Annotated in this window: 13 protein-coding genes and 2 tRNA genes; 7 read left to right on the top strand and 8 right to left on the bottom strand. The window is 60.0% G+C overall.

Annotated elements, in window-relative coordinates:
- Together AB5Y71_RS02355 and AB5Y71_RS02360 are read left to right on the top strand one after the other, a co-directional pair.
- A tRNA-Arg gene (locus tag AB5Y71_RS02355) sits at nt 1-77 on the top strand.
- A 28-nt stretch (nt 78-105) separates the two neighbouring features.
- A tRNA-Arg gene (locus AB5Y71_RS02360) sits at nt 106-182 on the top strand.
- 343 nt (nt 183-525) lie between these two features.
- Here the strand turns inward: AB5Y71_RS02360 and pbpG are convergent.
- From pbpG to AB5Y71_RS02390, 6 genes are all read right to left on the bottom strand, one after another.
- Nucleotides 526-1,353, bottom strand: coding sequence for a D-alanyl-D-alanine endopeptidase (pbpG, locus tag AB5Y71_RS02365; RefSeq protein ID WP_201954127.1), 828 nt, complete (start codon nt 1,351-1,353; stop codon nt 526-528).
- A gap of 159 nt (nt 1,354-1,512) precedes the next feature.
- Nucleotides 1,513-2,178 (bottom strand): DedA family protein, encoded by a 666-nt coding sequence (locus AB5Y71_RS02370; protein WP_368170896.1) that lies wholly within the window; start codon nt 2,176-2,178, stop codon nt 1,513-1,515.
- Nucleotides 2,179-2,196: 18 nt separating this feature from the next.
- Nucleotides 2,197-3,489, bottom strand: coding sequence for a hemolysin family protein (locus tag AB5Y71_RS02375; RefSeq protein ID WP_279463922.1), 1,293 nt, complete (start codon nt 3,487-3,489; stop codon nt 2,197-2,199).
- A gap of 259 nt (nt 3,490-3,748) precedes the next feature.
- Nucleotides 3,749-4,807, bottom strand: a complete 1,059-nt coding sequence (gene ansB / locus AB5Y71_RS02380) for an L-asparaginase 2 (RefSeq protein WP_005348754.1) — start codon at nt 4,805-4,807, stop codon at nt 3,749-3,751.
- A 130-nt stretch (nt 4,808-4,937) separates the two neighbouring features.
- Nucleotides 4,938-5,132 carry a heavy-metal-associated domain-containing protein gene (locus AB5Y71_RS02385; RefSeq protein WP_042033275.1) on the bottom strand — a complete coding sequence of 65 codons (195 nt, stop codon included), beginning with the start codon at nt 5,130-5,132 and terminating at the stop codon, nt 4,938-4,940.
- 62 nt (nt 5,133-5,194) lie between these two features.
- A complete protein-coding gene (locus tag AB5Y71_RS02390) occupies nt 5,195-6,145 on the bottom strand; it encodes an AEC family transporter (protein WP_005336047.1) in 951 nt (316 codons plus the stop codon).
- Nucleotides 6,146-6,282: 137 nt separating this feature from the next.
- Between AB5Y71_RS02390 and treR the strand changes: the two genes are divergently transcribed.
- The 5 genes from treR (at nt 6,283) to AB5Y71_RS02415 (ending at nt 11,493) form a co-directional block, all read left to right on the top strand.
- Nucleotides 6,283-7,230, top strand: coding sequence for a trehalose operon repressor TreR (gene treR / locus AB5Y71_RS02395; RefSeq protein ID WP_368170897.1), 948 nt, complete (start codon nt 6,283-6,285; stop codon nt 7,228-7,230).
- A 192-nt stretch (nt 7,231-7,422) separates the two neighbouring features.
- Nucleotides 7,423-8,853, top strand: coding sequence for a PTS trehalose transporter subunit IIBC (treB, locus tag AB5Y71_RS02400; RefSeq protein ID WP_258721571.1), 1,431 nt, complete (start codon nt 7,423-7,425; stop codon nt 8,851-8,853).
- 66 nt (nt 8,854-8,919) lie between these two features.
- Nucleotides 8,920-10,581 (top strand): alpha,alpha-phosphotrehalase, encoded by a 1,662-nt coding sequence (gene treC / locus AB5Y71_RS02405; protein WP_368170898.1) that lies wholly within the window; start codon nt 8,920-8,922, stop codon nt 10,579-10,581.
- 3 nt (nt 10,582-10,584) lie between these two features.
- Nucleotides 10,585-11,184, top strand: a complete 600-nt coding sequence (locus AB5Y71_RS02410) for a sugar O-acetyltransferase (RefSeq protein ID WP_368170899.1) — start codon at nt 10,585-10,587, stop codon at nt 11,182-11,184.
- A 120-nt stretch (nt 11,185-11,304) separates the two neighbouring features.
- Nucleotides 11,305-11,493 (top strand): hypothetical protein, encoded by a 189-nt coding sequence (locus tag AB5Y71_RS02415; RefSeq protein WP_005336040.1) that lies wholly within the window; start codon nt 11,305-11,307, stop codon nt 11,491-11,493.
- A 54-nt stretch (nt 11,494-11,547) separates the two neighbouring features.
- Here AB5Y71_RS02415 and rluA read toward each other — a convergent pair whose 3' ends face one another.
- Both rluA and rapA read right to left on the bottom strand, forming a co-directional pair.
- Nucleotides 11,548-12,204 carry a bifunctional tRNA pseudouridine(32) synthase/23S rRNA pseudouridine(746) synthase RluA gene (rluA, locus tag AB5Y71_RS02420; RefSeq protein WP_368170900.1) on the bottom strand — a complete coding sequence of 219 codons (657 nt, stop codon included), beginning with the start codon at nt 12,202-12,204 and terminating at the stop codon, nt 11,548-11,550.
- A gap of 115 nt (nt 12,205-12,319) precedes the next feature.
- Nucleotides 12,320-15,187 carry an RNA polymerase-associated protein RapA gene (gene rapA, locus AB5Y71_RS02425; protein WP_368170901.1) on the bottom strand — a complete coding sequence of 956 codons (2,868 nt, stop codon included), beginning with the start codon at nt 15,185-15,187 and terminating at the stop codon, nt 12,320-12,322.
- Between the last annotated feature and the right edge of the window lie 436 nt (nt 15,188-15,623).

Raw genomic sequence — 15,623 nt, forward strand, 5'->3', positions numbered from 1 at the left:
GCGCCCGTAGCTCAGCTGGATAGAGTACCTGGCTACGAACCAGGTGGTCAGAGGTTCGAATCCTCTCGGGCGCACCATATTTCAAGCAGTACCAAAAGTTTATGAGCGCCCGTAGCTCAGCTGGATAGAGTACCTGGCTACGAACCAGGTGGTCAGAGGTTCGAATCCTCTCGGGCGCACCATACAGACAGCCCCGACTTCGGTCGGGGCTGTTTTTTTATGGGCGATATTTAGCTTTTGGTGCGGATCCCCGTGCGCTGTTGCGGGTGGATCGCCCGTTTACCTGGCTGTTCTGGTCCTCATTTCTTCCCCTTTCTGTGATTGCGCACCGATCTTCTGAACGGTGCAACCCCTTGCCACCCTCTGCCTCATCTATAGGCGCCCTGTATGCCTGCTGTTGCTGCGGGGGACTGCGCGCAGCTCATCACTCAGGGTTTGGCTATCAACATCCTGCAAGGCCTGCTGAGGCGTTCTGCAGGCAATAAAAAAGGATGCCGCAGCATCCTTTTTTGTTGAGATATTGGCTCAGCTTTTCAGCCATTTGCGAATGCGGTTGGCATCGCCGATCGGGGTGCGTTTGCCCACCGAATTGAGCAGCACGATGGCAAGCTCGCGGCTGTCCGGTTTGGCGCGCATCACCAGACAGCGTCCAGCCTCGTCAGTGAAGCCGGTCTTGGAGAGGCGTACGTCCCAATCCGGGTTTTTCACCAGCGGGTTGGTGTTGTTGAACATCAGGCTGTAGGCGGGGGCGTTGAAGCGCATCTCCCGGTTCTCATCCTGAGTGAACTGACGGATCAGCGGCTGACGATAGGCGGCGGCGGCCAGCTTGCCCAGATCCTGGGCGGTAGAGACGTTGCGGGTGGAGAGGCCGGTGGAATCGTAGAAGTGGGTATTACGCATTCCGAGCGTTCTGGCCTTGTTGTTCATGGCCCGCACGAAGGCGCTGCGACCGCCCGGATAGTGACGTGCCAGTGCCGAGGCCATCCGGTTTTCGGAGGACATCAATGCCAGATGCAGGGCGTCGCGGCGAGTCACCTTGGTGCCCATGCGGATACGGGAGTGAGTGTGTTTGACCCGATCCAGATCGTTCTTGTCGATCGTGATGGTCTGGTTGAGATTCTGTTTGGCATCCAGCACCACCAGCGCTGTCATCAGCTTGGTGAGAGAGGCGATGGGACGCACCTTGGTGGCATTCTTCTGGTAGAGCGTCTTGCCCGTTTTTACATCCACGACCAGGGCGCTGCTTGAGCGTACTTCCAGTTTGGCTGGGTTGGGTGCCGCGCTGACCGCAGGCAATCCCAGCATTCCCATCAACCCGACAACCAGCGCTGCTGCGCGAATCCGACACCACATACAACCGACTCCATTCCCATCCAAAAAAAGGCGCTAGATTCACTCATTTTTACCCCGGCTTTACAAGGGCCGAGCGGGACTATTTCTGCTATTTGCGCAAAATTGGCGATCAAAAAAGCCCTCTGGCGAGGGCTTTCGGGTCGGGCGTTGGGCGAGGGGTCAATCCCGTGGCTGCGTGGCCCTGCGTTTGCTGATCCAGCGCCAGACCAGCGCCACCATGCCACCCACCAGCAGGGCCACCGGCAGATAGATGATGATGTTGAAGAACTGGGTCTGGTATTCGGCGGCCAGCTTGGTGTGGCTCAGGTAGTAGCCAAACCCTACCAGCGGGCAGATCCACATGATGGAGCTGATCAGATTGACGATGAGAAAGCGCCCCTGGGGCAGCTCGGTGGCACCGACGATGTAGGGGTAGGCGGTGCGTACGAAGGCGATATAGCGCGCGGTGATCAGGGTGATGATCCCGTACTTGTCCAGCAGGTGGTAGACCTTCTGCTGGTGTCGCTCTTCCACATGGGACATCAGCCGATGGTAGAGCTGGGTGTGGCCGAGAAAGCGCCCCTGCATGTAACCGAGCCAGGTACCGACAAAGGTGGCCATGATCAACAGCGGGATCACCCCGAGAGACAACACATCCTGATAGATGAGCACGCCGGTGAGGATCAGCAGGCTGTCACCGGGCAGAAAGGCGGTAGGGATGAATCCGTTTTCCAGTACCAGAAACGTCAGAATTACACCACAGATCATGAAGGCCATCTTGGGATCGGAAAGTGTGTTCAGATCGTGATTCATAAAGGCGTGAGCCAGTTGGTAAAACTGCTCCATACTTGCAAACTCCGCAGGTTAGCTGGGTTGATCGGTCAAGGGCATGGCGAGCACCTTGTCGATGCGCAGGCCATCCATGTCAACAATTTCCAGTTGCCACTGTTCCAGTGTCACCAGGTCTCCGGTTTGTGGAACACGACCAAGGAGCAGCATGATAAGCCCTCCGAGGGTGTGATAGTGATGTTTTTCTTCTTCTGGCAGACGAACCAGCTCCAGACAGTCCTTCAACTCTGGCAGCGGGATCAGGCCATCGAGCAGCCAGCTGCCGTCGGCGCGCCGGAAGGCCCAGTTGTCCTCGCCATCCTCCTGCTGGAAATCCCCCGCCAGCGCCTCCAGCAGATCCTGCTGGGTGACCAGCCCCTGCAGCTCGCCATATTCGTCCACCACTAGCGCCATCTGTTCGCTGTGGGTGCGGAAGTGGTTGAGCAGCTCGACGCCGTTGAGGGTCTCCGGCAGCAGGCTGCCCTCCTGGGTCAGGGCAGCCAGATCGATGGGCTCACCCTTGATATAGGCGTGCAGCACCTTGCTGACATTGATGATACCCACCAATTCTGACAGGTTGCCGTCGCAGACCGGAAAATAGCTGTGGCGATACTCCACCAGTCGCTGCAGGTTGGTCTCCAGCGGCAGCGCCAGATCCAGATAGCGGATATCGCTGCGCGGCACCATCAGGGAGGAGAGGCTGCGCTCGTCGAGACGGAAGACGTTGCGCAGCATGGTGTGTTCATGATCCTCGATCACCCCGGCTTCAGAGCCCTCCACCAGCATGGCGTGGATCTCCTCCTCGGTAACGTTGGCGCTGCCGTTCTGGTTGACCCGCAGCAGCCGCAGGCTGGCATTGGTGGAGGCCGACAGCAGCCAGACGAAGGGGCGGGTCAGGGTGGCGAGCCAGTGCATGGGGCGGGCCACCAGACAGGCGATGCGCTCGGCATTGAGCTGGCCGAGCCGCTTGGGCACCAGCTCCCCCACCACAATGGAGAGATAAGTAACCACCACTACCACGATGACGGTGGCGATCAGGCCACTGCTCTTGGCCGGGAGTCCCCACTCCTGCAACCAGAGGGAGAAGGGCTGGGCCAGCAGGGATTCGCCGTAGATACCGTTGAGCAGACCGATGCTGGTAATGCCGATTTGGACGGCAGAGAGAAAATGGGTCGGGTCTTCGCCCAGTTTGAGGGCAATGCCGGCGGAGCGGTTGCCTTCAGAGGCAAGCTTGCCGAGGCGAGCCTTGCGTGCGGTGACGATGGCGATTTCTGACATGGCGAAGACGCCATTAAGCAAAATCAATCCCAGCAGGATCAATATTTCCATACAGCAACAGCACTCCTTGAGTGGATAAGATCGCTGGCAGTGTAATGAATTTGGCGGCGATGCGCTTGTGAAAGCGGGTGATCCGGCTCGCTAATTTGATGACAGTGCTCTGGGATGGCTGAAAAAAATGGCCGGAAAAGGGAAGGATGACCCCGCCAAATGGTGTCATGGACGAAGTGGGTGCTTGGCGAGACAGCATTGCAGGAGGGAAAAGGGCGGGAAGTCCCGCCCTTGCTTATCACTTGTCAGGCAACCGTTGTCAGAACTGCTGGAACCAGCGCTGGATCTGGGCCGGATCCTTGCTCTGGGTCAGGGAGAGCATCAGCAGCACCCGCGCTTTCTGCGGGTTGAGAGTGCCGGAGGCCACGAAGCCGTACTTGGCATCATCGATCTCGGCATCCAGGGTGGTGGCGCCGGTCGGTACGCGGGCGGAGCGCACGACGCGGATGCCGTCCTTGCTCGCCTTGGCCAGGGTATCGAACAGGGTGTGGTAGAGGTTGCCGTTACCCACCCCAGCGCTGACGATGCCGTCGAACTTGGCATCCACCATCGCCTTGGCCGGCAAGTCGGTGGCGTTAGCGTAGCTGTAGACGATGCCCACTTGCGGCAGCTTGTCGAGCTTGCTCACGTCAAACGGCGTCTTGCTGGTGTGCAGGCGGGCCGGGCTGCGCTGATAGTCGATCTTGCCGTTGTGGATGTAACCCAGCGGGCCAAAGTTGGGGGAGGCGAAGGTTTGCACGCCGGTGGTGTTGGTCTTGGTGACATCGCGGGCATCCAGCACTGTATCGTTCATCGCCACCATCACGCCACGGCCCTTGGAGGCGGGGTCGGAGGCGGTCACCACGGCGTTGTAGAGGTTGAGCGGGCCATCGGCACTCATGGCGGTGGAGGGGCGCATGGCGCCGACCAGCACCACCGGCTTGTCGCTCTTGACGGTCAGATTGAGGAAGTAGGCGGTCTCTTCCATGGTGTCGGTGCCGTGGGTGATGACGATGCCATCCACGTCATCCTTGGCCAGCAGCTCGTTGACCCGCTTGGCCAGCTTGAGCCACACCTCGTCGTTCATGTCCTGGGAGCCGATCTTCACCACCTGCTCACCCTGCACGTCAGCGACGTTCTTCATCTCGGGAACGGCGGCGATCAGGGTTTCGATGGCCACCTTGCCAGCCTCGTAGTTGGACTGGGTAGCCGACTGGCCTGCCCCGGCAATGGTGCCGCCGGTTGCCAGAATATGGACGTTGGGCAGGGCCATCGCCATGGGGGAGAGGGTCAGGCCGACGACGGCGGCGAGCAGGGTCTTGCGGATCGGTAGGGTCATGCTGCAAATCCTTGTGGTTGGAATAATCGCAGCAAGTTTGCCCGTTTAATAACCCGGGTCTGTGATAAAACTCACCAAAAGACAGGTGAGTACAGATTTTTAACCTGTTTTATACCTCTATGGAGATAATTTAACTCGCAGAAAAACCCTTGGCTTCAATCAGGGCGATCAGCTCGGTCTTGCTCAGCTCGCTCTCGATGACGGCCTTGCTGCTGGCGAAATCGACGGTTGCGGTGGTGACCGCAGGCTGGGCCAGCAGCGCTTTTTGCAGACTGGCGGCGCAGCCACCACAGGACATGCCGGACACGGTGAGTTCGATGGTCATGGAATATCTCCTTTGTTGATGGGCGCCAGCCTAAAGCTGCCGCCTCCGGCAAGGTCAAGCCGTCAGTACATAAGACCCAGATAGTTCATCAGGGTTGCCCCAAGGCTGGTAGTGACCAGTGAACCCAGGGTGGTGGTGGCGATGATGTTCGCTGCCAGCACGCTGTCGCCCCCCATGGCGCGGGTCATCACATAGCTGGCGGCGGCAGTCGGAGTGGCGCTGATGAGAAACAGAATACCCAGCTCCAGATGGCTGAAGCCGAGCAGGGCAGCCCCAAGAGTGAACGCAGCCGGAATGAGGCAGAGCCGCATGATGCTGGCCCACCCCGCAATGGCTGCGCCACCGCGCAGGGCGTCGAGGCTGAGAGAGGCGCCGGTGCAGAGCAGCGCCAGCGGCAACGTCATGTTGGCGAAGTAGCTGCCGGTGGTGAGCAGCAGTTGCGGCATCTTGATACCGAGCAGGGTAAACGGCAGCGCCGCCACGATGGCGATGATCAACGGATTCTTGATGATGCCGAGCAGAATGGGGCGGATACCGGTGGCACCGCCGAGACTGCGGGTGAGGGTGATCACAGCGAGAATGTTGTAGAGCACGGTCACCGCGCCGACATAGAAGGCCGCCGCCCCCAACCCTTCGTGGCCATAGGCGTTCTGCACATAGGCGAGCCCTATAATGGCGCTGTTGCCGCGAAAGCTCCCCTGCACGAAGATGCCGCGCAGTCGCTGCTCCCCGATAAAACGTCCGGCCAGCAGCTCCAGCACCAGATAGCTGATAACGGTGGCGAGCAGGCCATAGCCGATAAACCAGAGGCTCGGCATGGTGGCGAAGTTGGTACCCAGAATACTGAGAAAGAGCAGAGCGGGCAGGGTGACCTGAAACACCAGTCGCGAGGCGGATTCGGTAAAGGGATCCGGCAGCAGCCCCAACCGCTTGAGCAAGATGCCGAGCAGCAGCACCACGCAGATGGGGCCTGTGATGGAGAGGGAGAAGAGCAGACTGGCCAGCAGATCCATGATGGGCATCCTGTGCTGTGCCCACACACCCTGACGGCGGGGCAAAAAGGGCATTCTAACGCCATGGGCTTGTATTCACAGGGGTTAATCACAACAATGTGGGCAATTCCACCGCCTAGCCTCCTGTGAGCCAATTCATGGACAAGAAACTGACCATCCTCGATATCGCCAGACTGAGTGGCGTCGGCAAGTCGACCGTCTCCCGGGTGCTCAATCAGGATCCCAAGGTGAAGCAGGAGACCCGCGAGCGGGTGGAGCAGATCATCGCCGAGCACGGCTTCGTGCCGAGCAAGTCGGCGCGGGCCATGCGCAGCCAGAGCCAGCAGGTGGTGGGGATCATCGTCTCGCGGCTCGACTCCAGCTCGGAGAATCAGGCGGTGCGCGGCATGCTGGAGACCCTCTATCAGCGCGGCTACGATGCTGTGCTGATGGAGAGCAAGTTCTCCCCCGCCAAGGTACAGGAGCATCTGGCGGTGCTGGAGCGGCGCGGGGTGGATGGCATTATCCTGTTCGCCTTCAATGACTTGGACTATGCCGCCATGGCGCCGCTGAAAGAGAAGCTGGTGCTGGTCGCCCGTGAATATCCCGGTTTCTCCTCGGTCTGTTTTGACGACGCCGGTGCGGTGCGCACCATGCTGGCGCAGCTGGCAAGCCGTGGCGCCCGCGATATCGCCTATCTGGGGGTGCATGCCTCGGATCTCACCACCGGCCAGCGCCGCCTCGACGCCTATCTCGCTTACTGCGCAGAGCAAGGGTTGCGCCCGCGCAGCGCCCTCGGTGATCTCAGCCTGCAGAGCGGCTACCGGCTGGCGGCCGAGCTGCTGACGCCTTCCACCCAGGCGCTGGTCTGCGCCAGCGACACCCTCGCCATTGGTGCGGCAAAATACCTGCAAGAACAAGGGCGTAGCGAGGTGCTGGTGACCGGCCTTGGCAACAACCCCATGCTCAGTTTCCTCTTCCCCAATGCCCTCAGTCTCGATCTCGGTTACAAAGGGGCGGGGGAGCAGGCGGCGCGTCAGCTGCTCGGCCAGATTGAGCAGGCTCAGCCTCCGTTGGTGACAATCGCCCCCTGCCGAACCCTGTGAGCCCCATCACTTCCGACTGAACAAAAAGTGCGCTTTTTGTGATGCTGGCCACGAATTGGGAACGTTCCCATTTCGATCTGGCCAGATTGTCGGCATGCTAAATGGGAACGATACCAAGAACGCTCCGGCCGACAGACTGGCTCAAAAGGGCGATACAGACCACTATTCAATGGCGTCACAGAGGGAAGACCCATGTCCAAGATCAACGCACAGCAGCTTGCCACCCTGATCGACAAGATCGGCGGCAAGGAGAACATCGCCACCGTCAGCCACTGCCTGACCCGGTTGCGCTTCGTCCTGAACGATCCGGCCAAGGCCGACAGCAAGGCCATCGAAACCATTCCGGCAGTGAAGGGAAGCTTCACCCAGGGCGGTCAGTTCCAGGTGGTGATCGGCAACGAGGTAGAGCAGTGGTACAAGGCGCTGACCGAACAGCTCGGCGTCAGCGGTGGCAGCAAGGAGACCGCCAAGCAGGCGGCTCGCCAGAACATGAACCCGCTGGAGCGGGGCATCTCCCATCTGGCGGAGATCTTCGTACCGTTGCTGCCCGCCATCATCACCGGCGGTCTGATCCTGGGCTTTCGCAACGTCATCGGCGACATCAAGATGTTCGACGATGGCACTCACACCCTCACCGAGATCAGCCAGTTCTGGGCTCAGGTACACGCCTTCCTCTGGCTGCTGGGCGAGGCGATTTTCCACTTCCTGCCGGTCGGTGTTTGCTGGTCTGCAGTGAAGAAGATGGGTGGCTCCGAGATCTTGGGTATCGTGCTGGGGGTGACGCTGGTGTCGCCGCAATTGATGAACGCCTACGGTATTGGTCAGCAGACTCCCGAGGTGTGGGACTTCGGCCTGTTCGTGATCCAGAAGGTAGGTTATCAGGCCCAGGTCATTCCGGCGCTGCTGGCGGGTGTCTTCCTCGCCTGGGTGGAAACCAACCTCAAGCGGATCATTCCGGCCTATCTCTATCTGGTGATTGTGCCGTTTGTCTCGCTGCTGCTGGCAGTGATCGTGGCCCACGCCTTTATCGGCCCGTTCGGTCGCTGGATTGGTGATGGCGTTGGTTTCGCTGCCAAGGCCGCCATGACCGGCTCCTTCGCTCCCATCGGTGCAGCCCTGTTCGGTTTCCTCTACGCACCGCTGGTCATTACCGGTATCCACCACACCACCAACGCAGTGGATCTGCAGCTGATGCAGAGCATGGGTGGCACCCCGATCTGGCCGCTGATCGCCCTCTCCAACATCGCCCAGGCTTCTGCGGTCGTTGGCATCATTCTGATTAGCCGCAAGGAGAACGAGCGGGAGATCTCGGTACCTGCCGCCATCTCCGCCTACCTCGGGGTGACCGAACCGGCCATGTACGGTATCAACCTCAAGTACAAGTTCCCCATGCTGTGCGCCATGGTGGGCTCCAGCCTTGCGGCCCTCATCTGCGGTTTCGCCGGAGTGATGGCCAACGGCATCGGGGTGGGCGGCCTGCCGGGCATCCTCTCCATCCAGCCGCAATACTGGGCGGTGTTCGCCATCGCCATGCTGGTCGCCATCGTGGTGCCGGTGGTGCTGACCCTGCTGGTCTACAAGCGCCAGCTAGCCGCTGGCAAGTTGGCCCAAGCCAGCGCCTGACACTGATTATCAGGGCGACCCGCGGGTCGCCCTCTCCATTTCATATTCGAGACAAGAGAAAGACCCATGAGCCAAACACCCTGGTGGCAGAGTGCCGTGATTTACCAGATTTACCCCAAGAGCTTTCAGGATTCCGCTGCCCGTGGCACCGGCGACCTCAAGGGGATCATGGCCCGCCTCGACTATCTCAAAACCCTGGGGGTCGATGCCCTCTGGCTGACCCCGGTCTACGTCTCGCCCCAGGTGGACAACGGCTACGACATAGCCGATTACTACCAGATTGATCCCGCCTACGGCACCATGGCCGATTTTGAGGCGCTGCTGGCCGCCGCCCATGAGCGGAATATCCGCATCGTGATGGATATCGTGGTCAACCACACCTCCACCGAGCACGCCTGGTTCAAATCGGCGCTGGGGGATAAAAACAGCCCCTACCGCGACTACTACATCTGGCGCGATCCGGTGGATGGCGGCGTGCCCAACAACTGGCAATCCAAGTTTGGTGGCAGCGCCTGGGAGCTGGACTCTGCCACCGGTCAGTACTACCTGCACCTGTTTGCCCGCGAGCAGGCGGATCTCAACTGGGAAAATCCGGCGGTGCGTGCCGAGGTGAAAAATATCATCCACTTCTGGGCCAAGAAGGGGGTGGACGGTTTCCGCCTCGACGTCATCAACCTCATCTCCAAGGATCAGAGGTTCCCGAACGACGATATTGGCGATGGCCGCCGCTTCTACACCGACGGGCCGCGCATCCACGAATTCCTGCAGGATGTGAGCCGCGACGTGTTTGCTCCGGTGGGGGCCATGACGGTGGGGGAGATGTCCTCTACTTCGCTGGAGCACTGCCAGCGCTATGGCGCCCTCGATGGATCCGAGCTATCCATGGTGTTCAACTTCCACCACCTCAAAGTGGATTACCCCAACGGCGACAAGTGGACCAAGGCACCGTTCGATTTTCTCGAACTCAAACGCATCTTCAACCACTGGCAGAGCGGTATGCATGGCAAGGGGTGGTCGGCGCTGTTCTGGTGCAACCACGATCAGCCGCGCATCGTCTCCCGTTTCGGCGATGAGGGCGAGCATAGAGTTGTAGCCGCCAAGATGCTGGCCAGCACGCTGCACGGCCTGCAAGGCACCCCCTACATCTATCAGGGGGAGGAGATCGGCATGACCAACCCCGGCTATCAGCGCATCGATGACTATCAGGATGTGGAGAGCCGCAATATCTTCGCCATCAAGCAGGCGGAAGGGATGGGCGAGGCCGAGATCCTTGCCATTCTCGGCACCAAGTCCCGTGACAACTCGCGCACGCCGATGCAGTGGAGCGCTGCGGCCAATGCCGGTTTCACCCAAGGGACGCCCTGGCTCAAGCCCGCCGCCAACTATTCCGAGATCAATGCCGAGGCGGCGCTGGCCGACCAGAACTCGGTGTTCTGGCACTATCGGGATCTCATCGCCCTTCGCAAGGCGCACCCCATCTTCACCCAGGGGGATTATCAGGAGCTGCTGACCGGGCACCCGCAGATCTGGGCCTATGCCCGTCGCGCCAACGGTCAGACCCTGCTGGTTGTGAGCAACTTCTACGGCGAGCCGGTGGAGTTTGCCTTGCCTGCCGAGCTGCAAAGTGGGCAAGGTCGGCTGCTGCTCGGCAACTACCCCGATAGCCCGGCCCAACCGCAATCGGGTATGCTGCGCCCTTATGAATCCCTGATCTGGCTGATGGAGTAGGCGATGACGAAAGTGGTGCGCGGTGCCGAGTGGCAGAAGATGGTGGCGGGGGAGCCTTATGATGCGGCTGACCCTGAGCTCAAAGCGGCGCGCGAGCGCTGCCGCAAGCTCTATCACACCTTCAACACCAGCTGGCAGGAGAAACCGGCGCGGGATGCCCTGCTTCATGAACTGCTTGGTGGCCGCGGCCATGAGTGCGCCATCAATCCGCCGTTCTTTTGCGATTATGGCGCCAACATCTTCGTCGGCGAGAACTTCTACGCCAACGTGGGCTGCACCATCCTCGACGTGTGCGAGGTACACATTGGTGACAACGTGCTGCTGGCGCCCGGGGTGCAGATCTACACTGCGGCTCATCCGGTTGCCGTCGCGCTGCGCATCAGGGGTGTCGAGTTCGGCAAGCCTGTACGGATCGGTCACAACGTCTGGATTGGTGGCAGCGTCGTCATCTGCCCCGGCGTCACTATCGGTGACAACAGCGTCATCGGTGCCGGTTCGGTGGTGACCAAAGATGTGCCCGCCAATGTGGTGGCGGCTGGCAACCCTTGCAAGGTGCTTCGGGCGATGACGGCACAGGAGCTTGAAGGCGTCATCCAGCGGTGAACAGGGGCCATGAATGCTAGTGCTATCTGATTGATAGAAAAGCAACTGTCAGATTGTTTTGCATTCAGTGCTTATGTTCGGGGCCGCTTGGCCGATACTGTTGAGTGCAGGAGGAACCCTATGGATATATCAAGTTCTGCAAATGCGTCGTTTGGTTCTGCTCTGATGACGGCCAGTCTGGCCAAGAAACAGCAGACCCAAGAGGGCGAAGCTGCGCTGAAGCTGCTGCAAAACGCAGCGCAATCAGCGCCGGTTGCACCGACATCGGCCAGCGCTTCTCTGGGAAGCAAGATCGATATTCGCGTCTAATGAAAAAGCCCCCATCTTGCGATGGGGGCTTTTTTATCTCTGCGATTTGCGGGATCAGACCGGGAAAGGAGCCGGTGCCTCGAAGGTCATCCGCTCGCCACTGCGGGGGTGACTGATGGTCAGCATGGCCGCATGCAGATAAAGGTGCGGTGCCGCCGCCAGCGCATCCGGATGGGCGTAGAGGTTATCGCCGAGGATGGGGTGCCCCAGCTCCAGCATATGGACGCGCAGCTGGTGCGAGCGACCTGTGATGGGGGTCAGCTTGATCAGGCTGTTGCCGTTCTCCACTTTCAGTTTTTCCCACAGGGTCAGAGCGTGACGCCCCTCCTCGTGATCCACCTTCTGCTTCGGGCGGTTGGGCCAGTCGACGCAGAGCGGCAGGTCAACCTGTCCCGACTCTGCTTCCGGCTCGCCCCACACCCAGGCAAGGTAGTGCTTCTCTGTCTCCCGCTCGCGAAATTGCCGGCTCAGCTCCCGATGAGAGTTGGGATTGAGGGGAATGACAATGACGCCTGTGGTGGACATGTCGAGGCGATGCGCTGCCGCCGCCTTGGGGTACTGCTGTTTCACCCGATGCAGGACGCTGTCTTCATTCTCGGGGCCGCGCCCGGGGACGCTTAGCAGGCCAGTGGGCTTGTTGACCACCATGATGTCCTTGTCCTTGAACAGGATATCGAGCCAGGGTTCCAGAGGCGGTGAGTATTCAAACATAAATGTCTCGCATCAGAAGGTGGGGGCAAGCCCCCATCAGTTATGGGTAACCATGACAAAGCGGCCTTGGGTATCCAGTTTGAGCTGGGTCTGGCCGCTATCGGTCGGTACCTTGTCAGTTATGGGTGACCACGATAAAGCGGATGGCATCCAGCTTGAGTTGGGTCTGATCGATCAGGTGGTGCAATTCTGCCTGCAGATTGCGCAGATAATCCAGTTCGCTGTCGCGCACGTTCGGGTTGACTGCCTTGAGCGCTTCCAGACGATCCAGATCCTGCTGTAGGGTCTGCGCCATCTGGGCACGGGCCTTGTCGACAATCCCGGCTTTCAGCTCTTCGGCAATGGCCTGGCCCTTGCCAATCAGACCGTGGATCACCGGTTGGGATGCAGTCACGAGCTTGCTGCCGAGGTGGCGGTTGACCGGAGTCAGCTGGCGGTTGAAGGCATCGAACGCCACTTTCTCACCCAGATTCTGGCCGTTCTTGTCCATCAGCAGACGGATCGGCGTCGGCGGCATGAAGCGGTAGAGCTGGGGATGGGCCGCAGACTCGGCAACGAAGATCAGCTCAAGCAGGATGGAGCCGATGGGCAGCGCCTTGTTCTTGAGCAGTGCGACCGAGGTGGCACCGATCTCGGAGCCCAGGATCAGGTCGATACCGCCGCGCATCATGGGGTGATCCCAGGAGAGCAGCGCCATGTCATCCCGCGACAGGGCTGTGTTGCGATCGAAGGTGATGGTCATGCCGTCTTGCGGCAGGCCCGGGAAGCTGGAGACCAGCATGTGATCCCCGGGGGTCAGCACCAGCGCGTTCTCGCCACGGTCATCCTGATTGACGCCGATCTCGTCGAACATCTTGAGAGCGAAGGAGATCATGCCAGTGTCGTCATCTTCGGCGGCCAGCTTGTCGACCAGCTGCTGGGCGGCGGCGCCACCGCTGGAGTGGATCTCCAGCAGGCGATCGCGGCCCTGTTCCAGCCGGGCCTTGAGCGGCTCGTGCAGTTCGCGGGTCTTGACCAGCAGGGCGTCGAGGGCTGCCTGATCGCCGGTGTTGGCGGCCAGCAGCTCGAACAGCTCTTCACGTACCGCTTCGAATACCGGGCGGGCAGTCGGGCAGGTCTGCTCGAACGCGTCCAGACCATCGTGATACCAGAGCTGCAGGGCGCGCTGGGCAGTCCCTTCCAGATAGGGAACGTGGATCTCGACGGTATTCTGCTGACCGATGCGATCGAGACGGCCGATCCGCTGTTCCAGCAGATCCGGGTTGAGGGGCAGATCGAACAGCACCAGATGGCTGGCAAACTGGAAGTTGCGACCCTCTGAGCCGATCTCGGAGCAGAGCAGCACCTGGGCGCCACCCTCTTGCTGGGCGAAATAGGCGGAGGCCTTGTCCCGCTCGAGGATCGACATCCCTTCGTGGAACACGGCACCACGGATCCCTTCACGGGTACGCAGCGCCTCTTCCAGCGCGATAGCGGTCGCCGCTTCGGAGCAGATCACCAGCACCTTCTGCTGACGGGCAGAGAGCAGCAGTTCCAGCAACCATTCTACGCGCGGGTCGAACTGGGTCCAGGTGGCGTTGTCGCCTTCGAACTGCTGGAAGATCTTCTCGGGATAGAGGTAGCGCAAGGCACGGGTCTGCAGATCGCCACCGTTGCCACCCATCATGCCCATCACCTTGATGGCAGTCTTGTACTGCTCCGGCAGCGGCATGGGGTAGACATTGAGGTGACGCTCGGGGAAGCCCTGAATATTGGCGCGGCTGTTGCGGAACAGTACCCGGCCGGTGCCATGCTGGTCCAGCAGCTTGGCGACCGCCTGCTGGCGGGCGGCGGCATCGCTCAAGTCCAGCCCTTCCAGCTGGCTGGCGAGGATCTGTCTGGCTTCATCGCTCAGGGTCTCGCCATCCAGCAGCTCCTGCGCTGCGCTGGCGACCTGACCATAGGCCTGCTCCTCGGCGAGGAAAGCCTCATAGTCGTAGAAACGCTCCGGGTCGAGCAGGCGCAGACGGGCAAAGTGGCTCTGGTGGCCCAGCTGATCCGGTGTCGCAGTCAGTAGCAGCACGCCCGGCACTTGTTCGGCCAGCGCTTCCACCATCTCATAGGCACGGCTCGGCGCCTCTTCACTCCACTCCAGATGGTGGGCTTCGTCGACAACCAGCAGATCCCACTCGGCTTCCAGCACCTGCTCGAAGCGACGACGCTTCTTGCGCAGGAAGTCGAGGCTGCAGATCACCAGCTGCTCGGTCTCGAAGGGGTTCTCCGCATCGGCAAACGCCTCGATGCAGCGCTCCTCATCAAACAGGGAGAAATGCAGGTTGAAGCGGCGCAGCATTTCGACCAGCCATTGGTGCTGCAAAGTTTCGGGCAGCAGGATCAGCACCCGATGGGCGCGGCCGGAGAGCAGTTGCTGATGAATGACCATGCCCGCTTCGATGGTCTTGCCCAGACCCACTTCATCGGCCAGCAGTACGCGCGGAGCGTAGCGGTGACCCACTTCATGGGCAATATAGAGCTGGTGCGGGATCAGGCTGACCCGGCCACCGGCCAGACCACGAGTCGGGTTGCGACGACGTTGGTGCTGGTTGATCAGCGCTTCGTAGCGTAGGGTGAAGCGGGACATCCGGTCAATCTGACCGGCGAACAGGCGATCCTGCGGCTTGTTGAACTTGATAAAATTGTTGAGAAACACTTCCTTGAGGGCAACGGGCTCATCATTGTCGGTGCGAACACCTACATATATAAGCAGGCCGTCTTTCTCCTGCACTTCTTCGACCGTCATGGTCCAGTCTTCGTGACTGGTGATCTGATCGCCCACATTGAAGCTGACCCGGGTGACCGGCGCCTCTTCTTTGGCATACATGCGGTTTTCACCGGTAGCCGGAAACAACAGGGTAACCATGCGTCCTTCAACAGCAACGACAGTCCCCAACCCCAGATCCGTCTCTGTATCACTAATCCAACGCTGGCCAAGTGCAAAAGGCATTAAACTCTCCAAAGCCCAAGAGTGTGTGAATCGCAAAGGGGCGCTATGTTACCCGAAGGCGTGACCTCGATCACCATGCATATAGATGTAGAGAGACCAAATCGCCACAACCTTGATCTGCTCCCGCCGCCACGCCATCTAGAGGATAGCGAACTCGTCAAACGGGTGTGTTATTGCAGGATAAATGCGCTTTTTGGGTGATTAGTGAACGGTTGAACCAAAAATTCGAATTTAATTCGAAAACACCCTTGCAAGCGTGATCCAGATCCCTATAATGCGCCTCCATCGACAGGGCAAGCGGCAACGCAGAAAGCCAAGTCGATAACATCGAAAAGCCTTTAAAAATAAGGCTTGACTCGAGAAGGCGGTTGAGTAGAATTCCACTCCCGCAGCAACACACTGTTGCGTCGCTCTTTAACAATTTGAATCAAGCAAT

It is taken from the genome of Aeromonas sp. R9-2 (genome assembly GCF_040908025.1).
Classification (GTDB): Bacteria; Pseudomonadota; Gammaproteobacteria; order Enterobacterales; family Aeromonadaceae; genus Aeromonas; species Aeromonas veronii.